General features: G+C 68.5%; 16 protein-coding genes and 2 pseudogenes. 12 read left to right on the forward strand and 6 right to left on the reverse strand.

Annotated elements, in window-relative coordinates; all coding sequences use genetic code 11:
- Positions 1 to 323: 323 nt before the first annotated feature.
- Positions 324 to 845: a pyridoxamine 5'-phosphate oxidase family protein gene (locus tag ACZ5VD_RS37975; protein ID WP_468554889.1), complete on the reverse strand. Its 522-nt coding sequence runs from the start codon at positions 843 to 845 to the stop codon at positions 324 to 326.
- Positions 846 to 1238: 393 nt separating this feature from the next.
- Between ACZ5VD_RS37975 and ACZ5VD_RS37980 the strand changes: the two genes are divergently transcribed.
- From ACZ5VD_RS37980 to ACZ5VD_RS37990, 3 genes are read left to right on the forward strand one after another with little or no spacing between them, the layout of a single operon-like run.
- Positions 1239 to 1394 carry an AAA family ATPase gene (locus ACZ5VD_RS37980; RefSeq protein ID WP_468554890.1) on the forward strand — a complete coding sequence of 52 codons (156 nt, stop codon included), beginning with the start codon at positions 1239 to 1241 and terminating at the stop codon, positions 1392 to 1394.
- Complete coding sequence (locus ACZ5VD_RS37985; protein ID WP_468554891.1) at positions 1391 to 1600, forward strand: hypothetical protein; 210 nt, start codon at positions 1391 to 1393, stop codon at positions 1598 to 1600. Before ACZ5VD_RS37980 ends, ACZ5VD_RS37985 begins: the two co-directional genes overlap by 4 nt.
- The gene (locus tag ACZ5VD_RS37990) at positions 1597 to 1947 is read left to right on the forward strand and encodes an integrase core domain-containing protein (RefSeq protein WP_468554892.1); all 351 of its coding nucleotides are present in this window, start codon (positions 1597 to 1599) and stop codon (positions 1945 to 1947) included. Before ACZ5VD_RS37985 ends, ACZ5VD_RS37990 begins: the two co-directional genes overlap by 4 nt.
- Here ACZ5VD_RS37990 and ACZ5VD_RS37995 read toward each other — a convergent pair.
- Positions 1884 to 2311: pseudogene (locus ACZ5VD_RS37995) on the reverse strand (transposase); the annotation flags it as partial. The gene ACZ5VD_RS37990 and the pseudogene ACZ5VD_RS37995 overlap by 64 nt on opposite strands.
- A gap of 103 nt (positions 2312 to 2414) precedes the next feature.
- Positions 2415 to 2807 carry a nuclear transport factor 2 family protein gene (locus ACZ5VD_RS38000; protein WP_067271159.1) on the reverse strand — a complete coding sequence of 131 codons (393 nt, stop codon included), beginning with the start codon at positions 2805 to 2807 and terminating at the stop codon, positions 2415 to 2417.
- A gap of 128 nt (positions 2808 to 2935) precedes the next feature.
- Here ACZ5VD_RS38000 and ACZ5VD_RS38005 point away from each other — a divergent pair, with 128 nt between their 5' ends.
- The 4 genes from ACZ5VD_RS38005 (at position 2936) to ACZ5VD_RS38020 (ending at position 5405) form a co-directional block, all read left to right on the forward strand.
- Positions 2936 to 3514 (forward strand): PadR family transcriptional regulator, encoded by a 579-nt coding sequence (locus ACZ5VD_RS38005; RefSeq protein WP_468554893.1) that lies wholly within the window; start codon positions 2936 to 2938, stop codon positions 3512 to 3514.
- A 43-nt stretch (positions 3515 to 3557) separates the two neighbouring features.
- Positions 3558 to 4418, forward strand: a complete 861-nt coding sequence (locus tag ACZ5VD_RS38010) for an SGNH/GDSL hydrolase family protein (RefSeq protein WP_468554894.1) — start codon at positions 3558 to 3560, stop codon at positions 4416 to 4418.
- A 312-nt stretch (positions 4419 to 4730) separates the two neighbouring features.
- Positions 4731 to 4895: a hypothetical protein gene (locus ACZ5VD_RS38015; protein ID WP_468554895.1), complete on the forward strand. Its 165-nt coding sequence runs from the start codon at positions 4731 to 4733 to the stop codon at positions 4893 to 4895.
- A 54-nt stretch (positions 4896 to 4949) separates the two neighbouring features.
- Positions 4950 to 5405: a hypothetical protein gene (locus ACZ5VD_RS38020; RefSeq protein WP_468554915.1), complete on the forward strand. Its 456-nt coding sequence runs from the start codon at positions 4950 to 4952 to the stop codon at positions 5403 to 5405.
- Positions 5406 to 5634: 229 nt separating this feature from the next.
- Here ACZ5VD_RS38020 and ACZ5VD_RS38025 read toward each other — a convergent pair whose 3' ends face one another.
- Entirely contained in the window at positions 5635 to 5946 is a 312-nt protein-coding gene (locus tag ACZ5VD_RS38025) for a hypothetical protein (protein WP_468685019.1), read from the reverse strand.
- The gene (locus ACZ5VD_RS38030; protein WP_468685020.1) at positions 5943 to 6128 is read right to left on the reverse strand and encodes a hypothetical protein; all 186 of its coding nucleotides are present in this window, start codon (positions 6126 to 6128) and stop codon (positions 5943 to 5945) included. The genes ACZ5VD_RS38025 and ACZ5VD_RS38030 overlap by 4 nt, the downstream gene beginning before the upstream one ends.
- Before the next feature lie 913 nt (positions 6129 to 7041).
- Here ACZ5VD_RS38030 and ACZ5VD_RS38035 point away from each other — a divergent pair.
- From ACZ5VD_RS38035 to ACZ5VD_RS38050, 4 genes and pseudogenes are all read left to right on the forward strand, one after another.
- Positions 7042 to 7443 carry a hypothetical protein gene (locus ACZ5VD_RS38035; protein WP_468554898.1) on the forward strand — a complete coding sequence of 134 codons (402 nt, stop codon included), beginning with the start codon at positions 7042 to 7044 and terminating at the stop codon, positions 7441 to 7443.
- 527 nt (positions 7444 to 7970) lie between these two features.
- Positions 7971 to 8132 carry a hypothetical protein gene (locus ACZ5VD_RS38040; RefSeq protein ID WP_468554917.1) on the forward strand — a complete coding sequence of 54 codons (162 nt, stop codon included), beginning with the start codon at positions 7971 to 7973 and terminating at the stop codon, positions 8130 to 8132.
- A gap of 209 nt (positions 8133 to 8341) precedes the next feature.
- Entirely contained in the window at positions 8342 to 9142 is an 801-nt protein-coding gene (locus ACZ5VD_RS38045) for an SUKH-3 domain-containing protein (RefSeq protein WP_468685022.1), read from the forward strand.
- Between the two features lie 282 nt (positions 9143 to 9424).
- Positions 9425 to 10205 (forward strand): annotated as a pseudogene (locus ACZ5VD_RS38050) (DUF6192 family protein); the annotation flags it as partial.
- A gap of 947 nt (positions 10206 to 11152) precedes the next feature.
- Here the strand turns inward: ACZ5VD_RS38050 and ACZ5VD_RS38055 are convergent.
- Positions 11153 to 11728 (reverse strand): EF-hand domain-containing protein, encoded by a 576-nt coding sequence (locus tag ACZ5VD_RS38055; RefSeq protein WP_468554900.1) that lies wholly within the window; start codon positions 11726 to 11728, stop codon positions 11153 to 11155.
- Positions 11729 to 11904: 176 nt separating this feature from the next.
- Here ACZ5VD_RS38055 and ACZ5VD_RS38060 point away from each other — a divergent pair, with 176 nt between their 5' ends.
- Positions 11905 to 12804, forward strand: a complete 900-nt coding sequence (locus ACZ5VD_RS38060; protein WP_468554901.1) for an NAD-dependent protein deacetylase — start codon at positions 11905 to 11907, stop codon at positions 12802 to 12804.
- Positions 12805 to 12949: the final 145 nt, after the last annotated feature.

Consider the following 12949-nt stretch of genomic DNA (forward strand, 5'->3'; position numbering starts at 1 on the left):
AGGGTCCGTCGTCGTGCTCTGCGGAGTTGCTTCCGTGGGTTCGGGGCCAACTCGCGACCTCGCCGTTCCTGGTCCCCTGGACCGGCAAGACGCCGAGCGGCCCTCTACTCGAACGCAGCGAAGCGGAGTTGAGAGCTTGGGGGCGGGGCCAGGGCTCGTGCGTTCTCGGGCGGTGAGATGCCCTGGGGGCGGGGCAGCCGCGGGTCGCTGCTGTACCGGCGGGTGCTGGGCGAGGCCGTCGCCACGGCGCTGGCGGTACGCGCCGTCGACCGGCTCCGCACGCACATACGCGCAGGTGCAGGCCCTCGTCGACGGGCCCGGCGTCACGTGCCGGTGAGCTTGTCGAGGTCGGGGGCGTAGACGGTCATCCAGTGCGGGTTCAGCCGGTAGTAGACGACCTCGCGGTTCCAGTCGAAGACGTCGTCGTCGCCGTAGAAGTCCTTCAAGTAGGCGAGGAGATCCTGCCAGTCGGCCGTGGCCTCGGTGTCCTCGGGGTTCAGCTCCTCCACCGTGCCGTGAGTGAACACGCCGAGGTCCTCGCCGCGCATGTGCGCGACGCTGGCGGCCGGACGGGCCGCGAGATGACGGGCCTTGGCGGCGTTGCGCGCCGTGCCGAAGTGCCACCGGCCGTGCAGGAAGTGCCCGTCGGCGCCACTGATCCGCGGTTCGCCCTTTGCGGTCACCGTGGAGAGGGCGAGCGTGCACATGCCGGTGAGGACCCCGGTGAGCTGCGCCGCCGTGATGGTGCGGCCCTCGACGATCGAGCGGAGGTGTGCGGTCGAGCCAGAGAGGGAGGAGTCGAGGAGGGACTGGAGCATGCTGAGTTCTTCCGGGGTTTCGCGCATACGTCCATCGTCGAACGTAAACCCGACACCCTCTGTCGCCATTGATGAAGCAGCGGCGAGGTTGCCTCGACGCCTTCGGCGTCGCAGCTCGTCAGACGGCACCCAAAGGGGCGATGTCCAGCATCAGCCCGCGGGCCCGGCACGGTGAACCAGCGGACGGGCCCAGATCGGCTGACGCGCACCGATGGGGGTCTTACTGCTGGTTCCTGGTCTTCGACGACGCAGACCTCGACCTCGCGGTCCGCGAAGCGATGATCGCGGAGATGCGGCTGGGCGGCCCCTCCTGTATCGGCAGCAACCGCCTGTAAGTGGCGAATGTTCATCGAGAAGCTCGTGCTGAAGAACTTCAAGTGATTCGGACCGGAAGGCAATTTCGTCCGCCTGGATCCGGGCATGACTGCGCTCATCGGTGCCAACGGCTCGGGCAAGACGGCTGCGTGGGAGGCGCTGCTGCGGTTGTTCGGGATATCCGCGAAGGTGCGGGCCGTACCCGTGGACGACTTTCACGTGCCGCTCGACGAGACCGACGAGCCCCCACCCGCGAGTTGACGGTCGAAGCAGTACTCGCTTTCCCTGAACTCGACGGCGACGGAGAGGACGACGAAGCCGGGGAGGACGACGCCGACGGTGCCGCAGAGCGCGGGGAGGGCCAGGGCCAGGCAAAAGTGCCGCGACCAGTCCTGGAGTTCTTCAGGCGCATGGCGGCCACGGAGGACGGCGAGCTGAAGGTTCGGGTGGTGCTCCAGGCCGAATGAAGAGCGCGCCACAGACACCGCGGCCGAACGCCCACGTGGAGAAGTTCATCCGCAGCGTGCGGGCCGAGTGCACCGACCGAATGCTGATCTACAACGAGCAACACGCACGGCGTGTCCTCGCCGAATACGCCGAGCGCTACAACTCCGGAAGGCCGCACCGGGCCCTACGCCTTCGCGCACCAGCCGACGATCCGGACGTCATCCCCTTCCCGCCCAACACATCCAGCGCCACGATGTTCTCAGCGGACTCATCCACGAGTACCGCGACACAGCCTGACAAAGATCACGACAATCTGGCGAATGCCCATCTCAACGTATGTGCGGGACTTTTGGCACCCAACAGGTAGCAAATGAGGGTGCAGGCGATGGCTGCGAAGGCCAGGAAGTGTTCGGCCTTGCGCGCGTAACGGCAGTGGAGCCGGCGGCAGCCGGCGAGCCAGGCCATGGTGCGCTCGATCGTCCATCGGTGGCGGCTCAACCGTGTGGAGGGATGCCGCGCTTGCGCAGTCATCGGCGCAGTTGGTCGTAGTCGTAGCCCTTGTCGGCGGGCAACTTGGCGGGCATACGTCGGCGTGGCCCTCGGCGGGAGCGGATCGGCGGGATCCCGCGCACGAGCGGCTCCGGCGCCTGGCTGTCGTGCAGGTTGGCGCCGGAGATACCGACGGAGAGAGGCAAACCGGTCCGCTCCGTGATCAGGTGGATCTTCGAGCCGGTTGTGACGCCTCACCAGGAGGTGCGTCGTCCCGCATGCTGGAGGGTGGCGGCGGTCAGTCAGGCGTTCCCGCGCCGATGACCACGGCGTCGGTCGTCGGGCTCACTGCTCGGCGGCCTCTCGGGCGATCTTCTCGAACTGGGCGCCCATGGCCTCGGACAGCGCGTGGGCGGCCGACAGCGGGCGCACCATCACCGTGAAGTCGTCGATCTTGCCGTCCTCGTCGAAGTGCAGGAAGTCGCAGCCCTGGAGCTTCTTTCCGGCGACGCTCGCGGTGAAGACGAACGCGTGGTCGCGGCCGTCGGGGTTCGCGATCTCCCGGACGTAGGTGAAGTTCTCGAAGACCTGTGTCACAGCGCGCAGGATCGCGGTGGTGATCGCCTTGCCCGGGTACGGCTTGAAGGCGACCGGGCTGGTGAAGACGACGTCGTCGGCCAGAAGGGCGGCCACGGCGTCCAGGTCACCGTTCTCGACGGCCTTGCGAAAGGGGTGCATGATCGACCTCGATACTCAACAAGTTGTATATGTGTAGAGGAGGGTAGAGGCGACTCCGGTGCTTGTCGAGGGTGCGGCGCTCCGGCAGTGCTCACCATTGAGTGCTCGCTGGGCCGTACCTTGCTCCCATGGCATTGCGGAACGCGGTGATGGCCGCGCTGCTGGAGGGCGAGGCGTCCGGTTACGACCTCGCGAAAGGCTTCGACGCGACGGTCGCGAACTTCTGGGCGGCGACGCCTCAGCAGCTCTATCGGGAGCTGGAGCGCATGGAGGCCGAGGGGCTGGTCGCGGCCCGCCTCGTCGAGCAGCGGCGTCGTCCCAACAAACGGCTGTTCTCCCTGACGGAGGCTGGGCGGGAGGCTGTGCGCGCATACACGGCCGAGCCACCGGGTCGGCCCGCGGTCATCAGGGACGAGCTGCTGGTCAAGATGCAGTGCGCGGACGCCGGCGACGTCGAGGCGGTGCGCGCCGCCGTCGTCGAACGCATGGAATGGGCCACGGCCAAGCTGGCCCGCTACGAGAGAATCCGGCAACGACTGCTGGGCGGCCGCTCGGAGGAGGCGTACTTCGCCGAGGCCGAGCGTATCGGCCCGTACCTCACTCTGCTGCGCGGGATGTCGTTCGAGCGGGAGAACCTCCAGTGGGGCGACATGGCGTTGCGCAGGCTTGACCAGCGCACCAAGATGAATACTCAAAAAAGTGAGTAGAGTGATGGTTCTTCCGGTGATCGCGAGAAGGAGCCAGCCGCTCATGTCAGGCACTGAGACCCGCTACCTGCGCTTCGTGGCCCTGGGTGACAGTCACACCGAAGGGGTGGGCGACGGCGACGATCTGACGGGCCTGCGCGGGTGGGCCGACCGGCTCGCCGAGCACCTGGCTCGGCACAGCCCGCAGCTCCAATACGCCAATCTCGCAGTGCGGGGCCGTCTGGCCGGGCAGGTCCACGCGGAGCAGTTGCCCACGGCGCTTGCGCTGCGGCCGGACTTCGCGACGGTCGTGGCCGGAGTCAACGACATGCTGCGCCCCCGCTTCGATCCGGATGAGGTGGCCGCGCATCTGGAGGCGATGTTCGCCGCGCTCACCGGCCAGGGGGCGCGCGTGGCGACGCTCACCATTCCCGACATCGCGCGCATCACTCCACTGGCCCGTCCGCTCCGGCCGCGTCTTGAGGCGCTGAACCACCGCGTTCGCGCGGCGGCACACCGGCATGGTGTCGTCGTCGCCGACGTCACCCTGTATCCGGTGGCAACGGATCCACGCCTGTGGAGTCAGGACCGCCTCCACTCGAGCCCACTCGGCCACCAGCGGATCGCGGCGGCGCTCGCTCACTCGCTCAACCTGCCAGACGCTGACGCCTCCTGGACGCACCCGTTGCCCGTCCTGCCTGTTGGTCGGGCACGATTCCTGCGTGCCGCGTCAGCCGAGGCGCGCTGGGTCGCCGGATTCCTAGGCCCGTGGATCGGCAGGCGCGCGCGTGGGCGTTCCTCCGGAGACGGTCGCGTGGCCAAACACCCGGACCTCGTGTCCGTCGGCAGCTCCGGCCAACACTTCGGCCATGCCTTCCAGCGTGGACAAGAGCCCTCCGTCGACCTGGCAGACGCCTCGGAGTAGCGAGATCAGCTTGTCCGAGCATGAGTAGCGGTCGGTGCTTGCCCCGAGTCGGGAACGACGAACGATGCCCACTACGTCCTTCACCAGCACGCCGACGCTCACGACAACCTGCTGTGCATCCAGGTGGCCAAGAACAAGGACGACCCGAACCGGCTGAACCGGCACAAGAGCGGTGCATACACCGGTTCAACCGGACTGAGCCGCGCAGCGGCGTCCCCAGGCAGCCATGGGAGGGGCAGCCGAAGCGACGCCCGTACGCCAGGACCGGATGGCCGGGCAGAACCGCATTTACTTCCAAGGCTTGCTTGCCAGATGGCAGCCGCGGGACCGGGGTTGGGCCTGCTCAAGGTACTGCGCGAGACCGATCCCGACCACGTTCTACTCGGCGGCACGCTGCAACAGCATATGGAGCCCGACCACCGGCACCTCGTGCACCCGGTCGTGTTCCGGGGCGAGAAGGTGGTCGTCTCCTGCTAGCACCACCAGCGGATCGACGAGCTGGGCACCGGTCTGCGCGTCGTCGCCCAGGACATCGCCTGGGTACGCGGCAGCCAGGAACCCGCCGACCGGGTCGAGGCCGGCACCGCGGCCATCGCCCTCGGCACCGACGGCATGCTGACCCCTGCCGACGGGGTCAAGACCCGCTTCGTCCTCCCGAAGCACGACCCCTTCATGGCCTGGGCCCAGCGCGCCGCCATCTTCAAGAACGCCAAGCACCCGGCCGCCGCCAAGCTGTACCTGAACTGGTGGCTCGACAAGCAGACCCAGTCCGACTTCTACATGTGGTCCGTCCGCACCGACATCACCCCCCACTCCGGCTACCGCCCCATCTGGGACTACCCCAACGCCAACCTGGACGGCTTCGACACGTTCATGGCTGACCGCGCCCTCGTCGAACGCTTCCGACAGCAGCTGACCCTCTACGTCGGCGAGGTCACCGGAGCGCCGTCCCCGGGCTGGCTGGGACTGCACCCCGGACGCCGCTGACATCTGCCGGCCCTCTCGGCCCAGTAACGGTGAAGCTTGATTTCGAGCCACCCTTGGCATGAACCTGCTTGAGGCCGGTGGCGCGCTGCTCCGTGGCGGCATGAACCGTGACCGGGATGCTCACGAGACCGAACGTGATCGACATCCGTAAGATCGTGGAGACGACCATTTCCCCATAGGCCGCCCGACCAGCACAGTTCGCACGGCGACGCCGTGCGAGACGGCATGTCTACAGGTCGAGGACCGCGCGGAGGGCGTTGGCGACGAGCTCTTGCTGCTCGGGGCCGATGTTGCCGTGCAGCGTACCGGTTTCGAAGCGGATGGCTGAGAGCTGCAGGAGGTTGACGGCGACGAGAGAGGCGTCGACCGGAGTGGTCAGATGCACGCTCATCGCCGTGTCGGGGTGCTGTGCCGGAGCGTGTAGCACCAGGGCGACGACCGCGCCGTAGGCCTCGGCGAGCCCATCGAGGCTGACGACGAGAACCGTACGGGTGCCCTTGCCGGTGTCGACGTCCCAGACATCGCCCTTGCGGATGGTCACAGGGCGTCGCCCTCGCCTGCGAGGTCGAGGGGAGCGATGGAGACGAGCTTGCGGGCGGCGTCGAGGGTCATCTGCCGGCGCACGGCACGCAGGATGTAGTCGTTCAGCGACGGGGCGCCGGCTGCGGCGTCGCGCAGCTGCTTGTCCATGGCGTCGGGGATCCGCAGAGTGATGGCAGTCATGACATCAAATCTAGTGGCAAAGGAGACGTCACGGTAGCCGTTCCCCCGACAAACACTGTGCCGCACACCATCTGCTGCCCCGCCGTACGGGCGGCGCCGCATGCCGGGCACGGGCGCGATCAGGGCCTGCCTGGCGGGCTGCCTACGAAGGCGCGTGCGAGTGCTCAACACATCCCCTTCGGCTGAACGGCACCGACGGCGGGGCCGCCAAGTCGGCGGCCACCCCTCGGGGACTCATCCGGCAGGCCCCGGCGGACAGCCAACTGCCTGGGCCGATCGGCGTCTGCAGTGGCGATCCTGCTCCGGCTGGTCCGTTCCCCGCGCCTTCCACGCTGCTTGCCGGAAGGCGCGGTCCGGAGCGCGTTTCGCCTGCCACGCCTGTTCTAAGTGCTCTGCGCATTCGGGGAGCCGGCCGTGCCCCTCCCGCAGGGCCGCCGCAAACCAGTCCATCCCGGCCTTCTCCCAGTCGTACATGGCCACACGTAGATCCTCGGCCGCCTCCGCGGCGGATACCGGCCCGGCGACGGCGACTGCGGTGCTGAACTGGACCTACGCCTCGTGCACCTCGGCGAAGGAGGCCCGCCACTGCTGAGGCGTGGACTGCTCGTCCCAGACCAGGTCGGAAAACCGACACCAAGACACGTCCCGTAACTGCTGGTTGCCGCGACCACGAACGCCTCCCCCAGATGAGCGAAGCACTCATCACCTGGGCCTGCATCACGCTCATGAGCCGCCGCTTGACCCGCCAGAAGGCGCCTAGGCTGGCGGGGTGTCCGAGGGCGCATGATCCAGCTGATCGACCGATCGACCCACGCCACTCACAACTCCCCTTCCTCATAGGTTTTCTGACGCCGCATCGGGTCACTCGCCGCTCACGGCCGGAACAGTCCCGGCCGGGAATGGAGATCCGATCATGAACCGGATACTGCGACGGTCGGCCGCGATTCTGACCAGCGCCACGGCGATGACGGTGCTGCCCTCGGTGACCGCGACGGCGGCCCCCGCACAGGCCCAGCCCTGCGTGCAGAAGGTCGCCGTCGTCAACAACGCGGGTTTCGTCCTGTCCTGGGCCGCCTCGGCCCGCACCGGCGAACAGTCGGCTCCGACCGACGACTACCCGATCAACCAGACCAGGATCATCGACCTATCCACCACCGCCCTGCCCGAGGGAACCGACATCCGCCCGTATATCGAGGCGGTCGGCGGGACCAACGAGTACGGCAGTTCCTACGTGTCCTACTGCGACAACGGCCAGACGGCCACCTACACCGTCACAGGGACCACTTTCGACTACTCGGTCACCCTGCTGACCTGAGCTTGTCCTACCTTCCAAGCGTGGGTCAGAGCTGGTCATTCGTAAGAAGCCGTAGTCCTATCAATCGTGAGGGCGGTTCTGGTCGAACAGGTTGCCTGGTCAGGTGATTTCGGCCGGGCGGGCGCATGAAGCCAGGTCCTCCGGTGCAGTACGAGGGTTGCGAAGCCAACTCGTCTGCCCCGGAGGTGCGGTCCATCCTGGCCAACCAGAGCAGCCCTACAGCGTTGGGGCCGACACCTACGGGCTGTTTCTTGGCAACGAGGTCTACCTGCTGGCGTGCCCGGCCCACTGCGATCCGGCGGCGGTCTGGCCAGTGAACCAGAACTGAGTCCTCGGCATCACCGGCCTGCACAATCCCGTCCGCGCCCCCACGACGAACACGTCAGCGCACGTTCCGTAGATCGAATTCGGGACAGCCCTTAGGAACCGGTCAGATTCCGTGCGGGCGGAACCCGTCACAGACATGTCCGCCACACAAGACACCAGGTCAGATCCCATGAACCGCCGCTGAGCTATCCATAAAGGTCGTGGCGGGCCTGTTCTTCGGGCTCTTCCCGGCGATGATGCAGGTCGCGAAGGGCTGGCGGATCGTGATGCCGCGGATCCAGTCGCCCTCGGGCAGGGTCGCCACGCTCATGCGGCCCGCCCCCACGCAGCGGTGCCCGGGCGGCCCGCGCGCCGACCGTTGATGGACGGCACCGTCGCGTGCTCCTTCGTGGCGAGAACGGCCAGGACGGAGTGCTTGCCGGTGTAGAGGGCGGCGTTTCTTCCGCCAGTTCGAGTTGCTACTGTCCTTCGTCGGGCGGGGCTGACCTGCTGACATGTCTGGCATCGAGACAACAGCACTGTTGCAGGCGCATCACCCCGTTGCGCTGATTCCGCTGCGAGGATGTGCTTCATGGTCAGCGTCGAAGAGTGGATCCAGGCCCGGAGAGGCTTGCGATTGGGACAGAGGCTTTCGGGGACGGTAACCGCAGTCCCGAATCCGGGTGCGACGGGGATCTTCATTGACATCGGCCTTCCGGTTGGAGGGTTCGTCGACGTGCTGCTGCTTCCGGCCGCCGCGGAGCGCTGGCCGACGGTAGGGACCGTGGCGGAGTTCGAGGTCTGGTGGGCCGATGCGCGGCCGCAGGTGCGACTCAAGCCCGTAGAGCGCCAGTTCCTGCGCGAGGACTTCGACGAGTGGCTGGCCCAGTGGCGGCCGGGCTGGCCTGAGAACGTGCCCGTGGACCAGGCGTGGGTTGAAGCGGATGTGGCGACTCGGCGGGATGCCGGCGAGGTCGAGGAAACGCTGCGTGCGGCCGGATGGAAGCCGGGGCGACGCGTCCCGATTCAGCAGTGGCGCGAGATGCTGGAGGCAACTGGGCTGGTCCGGATGCATGAGGCCGCCGAACAGTTCTTGACTGAGTTCGGAGGCTTGGACGTACAGATCAGCGGGCCAGGCATCACCTGCGCCAGGACGCCCTTCACCTTTGATCCCGAACTCGCGGTGGGCGAGGAGGATCGATTCGCAGACTGGAGCTCGACGGTTGGGCGGGACATCTTCCCCGTCGGTGAGCTCGACGAGGGCCGGTTTTTCCTCGGTATCGACGAGACCAGCGAGATCTACCTGATCGAGACGTGGGTAGCGACGTTCGGCCCGGTCCGGGAAGCGCTGGAGAAGCTCGTCCTGGGCGTATCCCCACGGCGCATCGGTTGAGGTAAGTCACCGTCGCATGTCGCGCAACAGCAGTGTTGCTCTGAACCAGGGTCTTCCGGTGCTTGTCAGGGCATGTGCTGCGGCTGCCGCGGCATGGCTCGGACCTTGGCCGCGTCAGTGCTGGACCCTCAAGTCCCCGACCACCACATGCCGTGCCACTCGTCCTCCGTACCGACCTCGGAACATGACGAACGTTCCGGATCCGGTCGGTAAACGAGCCCGTGACGTCCGAGTCACAGGCCCAGACGGACATCACGAGCAGCACTACCCCCGGTCGGTAAAGAGGTCGAGCCGATGCGCGAGTCGGGGGGCCAGGAGCGGAGCGAGGGGCTGTTCACGGTCAGGGACTCGCTGTTCCGCCTGGCCGAGGACATCGGGCTGTCCTACGCGATGGTGGACAAGGCCCGGTGGACCGCGTCGAAGTGGCCGAAGGACCGCCGGGTCGCGGGGGTGTCCTTCACCGTCCACAAGATCCTGGCGTCCGTCGCGGACGACGAGGAACGGTTCGCCTCGATCACCAGCCCGCCCGAGGGCAAGGCCCGTTGGACGCCGGACGAGGCGAGCCGGAGGGTCGGCCGGCAGGTCGAGCGCCCGGTCACCCCGCAGGAGAAGATCAGCGCGATTCACACGCTGGCCACCGACGAGGAGGTCGCGGCCACCGTCACCAGCGACCTGCTGCGGCGGCCGGCGGTGGTCGACCAGGTCAGGCAGGAGGACAAAGTCAGGGTCGTCGAGGAACTGACTCGCGACGACCATGTCGCCGCGAAGGTGACCACCGGACTGCTGCGCAGGCCGGACGTCGCCTTCCGAGCGGGGCCGCCAGGCCCGCGAGCACTTCGAGGACACCAGTCCCGTCGCCCCGGCGGTCCGCAGCATCGACCGGTCGGTTCAGTTCCTGGACCTGGCCACCGCCTGCCATGCGTTCGTCGCATCCGCCGGCCGGGTCGTCCCGGGCATGCGCGATCGCCAGCTCGGTGACGACGAACGCGTGATCGTGCACGAGAACGTCGCCCGCGTGAGGGCGACGCTGGACTGGATCGAGACAGCCGTCGACACCGGCAAGGCCCCGACACGGGGCTCCACGACCTTGCCGCACCGCCCGGGGCGACCGCCTCCGCCAGGCCGTTCCCGCCGCGAGACCGGCGTACCGTGCAGGAATCCTGGACTGTGGACCACGATGGCCCCGGCACCCCCGTCCCGGCCGGAACAATGACGCAGACGCTCCGCGCGAGGGCCGCCTGGAGACCTGGTTGACCGGCAGTGCCGGACGTTCGCTCGCCCTCGTCACCAACACCCGCCGCGCGATGGTCATGGTGCTCGACGGCGAGGGCGACCCGGTGAACACGCCGTCACCCCGGGAGCTGAGGGCTGGAGTGAGGGCTTCGGCCTCACCGGCGGACAGCACGACGCCTATCCGGACGCGGACACCGTGCCCCTGAGCGAGGCGCTCAGGATCGCGAGCCACATCGTGCGGACAGGGAACCGGCCGTCCGACGCATCCTGGGTGACGGACCGCTGACGGGAGCGCGGCCCGGACGAAGCCACCGGGACCACGCTCTCCTGCTCTGGCCGGCCAGCGGGCTCACGCGCGACGCGCGAACGCCCCTGGCCGCGCCCAAAGTTCGGGCTACGCGTCGTTCGACCCACGCCCCACCATGACCCGACCCGTCGTCCGCAGGCGCCCTGCGCCACAAGGTCGTTGGCGGCGAACACGCCGCCCCGTGCCGGGCTGGCGGGCCTGCAGGTCCGACATCGCCGCGAGACCGCTGTCCAGGGTGAACCCGCCCTTGGCGACCGGGATATGGGGGGTGATCGTGGCGAGCGAGCGTGTTACGGATCCCGGCCAGCCGCTCCTGACTCGCCGCCACGTCCTCGTCGGCGTGTGCCTCGACGTGCCGGCGGGTGCGCTCGGCGGCGATCATGGGGGAGGCCGCGGATGACGCCCCTCGCCGGGGCTACGTCCCGTACCCGGCTCGCTGCGGCCGGCTCTGAACGGCCCTCGCCGGTGCCTCACCCGGCGCCGATCGGGCCGCACATCAGGTTGCCGGGTTCGGCGGGGTCGTCGCTGGTCCAGAACTGGGTCCACAGCGCGGCGAACTCGGGGCGGGTGAGGTAGCCGTCGGTGTCCTGGTCGAGCCGGTCGAAGGCACCGCCGGTCTCAACGGGCCGTCCGTGCCAGGTGTCGACGAGCCGCTGGTGCTCGCCGCGCGAGATACGCCCGTCGGCGTTCTCGTCGACCGCGTCGAAGATGGTGTCGGCGGTGGCGGTGACCGCCTCGGGGACGGTCGGCAGCAGGTCCACCATGGCGAGGAGGTCGTCCATGTCGATCCGGCCGTCCCGGTCCCTGTCCACGGTCTCCGACAGCTGCTGCCACCAGCCCTTCAGCACACCGTCCACGCGCGCCGCCAGTTCCGATCCCTCTCTCACCCGCGGCAGCCGGCCCCAGCGGTCTGCCAGGGCCACGAAGTCCGCCTCCTCCAGATAGCCGTTGCCGTCCGCGTCGAACGCCTCGAACATGGCCTGGAGCTTGGTCCGCTGGAACTCGCTGGACATCACATGCCTCCTCAGTCGCAGTGCTGAGGACATGCTTTCCGCTGCAGGCCGCCCCGCAACGGCGCTCGCGCTCACCGCGGCGGGTACCCGCGCGCCCACGAGCCCGCCCGGTGCGCCGGGCGCCGGTTTGCCCGCGGCGGATGGAGGACCGTTCCCCGGCATCCGTCCATGCCCGCCGGGGGCCGCCGCCGATTCCGTACCCTGGCGGCATGCGCATGCGCCCCACCCTGAGCTGGATCCCCGCGGCGGCGGACCTTCTGCCGGGCACCACCGACCTGGAGCCGGTCGTCGACGCGCTGAGCGCTGGCGGTGTGCTGGTGCTCAGCGGGGCGGGCATCTCCACGGAGTCGGGCATCCCCGACTACCGGGGCGAGGGCGGGAGCCTGAGCCGGCACACCCCGATGACCTACCAGGACTTCACCGGGAGCGCGCACGCGCGGCGCCGGTACTGGGCGCGCAGCCATCTCGGCTGGCGCACCTTCGGGCGTGCCCGCCCCAACGCGGGACACCTGGCGGTGGCCGCCTTCGCCCGGGACGCCCGCGTCTCGGGCGTGATCACCCAGAACGTCGACGGCCTGCACCAGGCCGCCGGCAGCGAGGGCGTCGTGGAGCTCCACGGCAGCCTGGACCGGGTCGTGTGCCTCTCATGCCGCGCTATCAGCCCGCGCCGCGAACTCGCCCGTCGCCTGGAGGCCGAGAACCCGGGCTTCGATCCGGTTGCCGCCGGGATCAACCCGGATGGTGACGCAGACCTCACGGACGTGCAGGTCGGGGATTTCCGCGTCGCGCCGTGCGTCGGTTGCGGAGGTGTCCTCAAACCGGATGTGGTGTTCTTCGGGGAGGCGGTTCCGTCGCAGCGCGTCGAGCACTGCCGGCGGCTGGTCCGCGAGTCGACTGCGCTGCTGGTCCTCGGCTCCTCGCTGACGGTGATGTCCGGACTGCGGTTCGTCCGTCAGGCGTCGAAAGAGGGCAAGCCGGTGCTGATCGTCAACCGGGACCCCACCCGGGGCGACCCGCATGCCCGCACCCGGGTCGCGCTGCCGCTGGGAACGGCCCTGACGACCGTCGCCGACCGGCTCGGAATCCCGGTCGGCAGACCGGCGGACTGAGCTGTTGCCTGGCGGGAGACGTCCTACATGGCAGCCGATGTGAACTTGGCCAAGATCACGGGGAACCTCAGACACTCATAGAACTCACCCCAGGAGGGCTGACGCTTCCGCGAACGCTTCCCTCCGGACAGCAACAGGCAGCAGA

It is taken from the genome of Streptomyces sp. NPDC032822 (assembly GCF_055578825.1).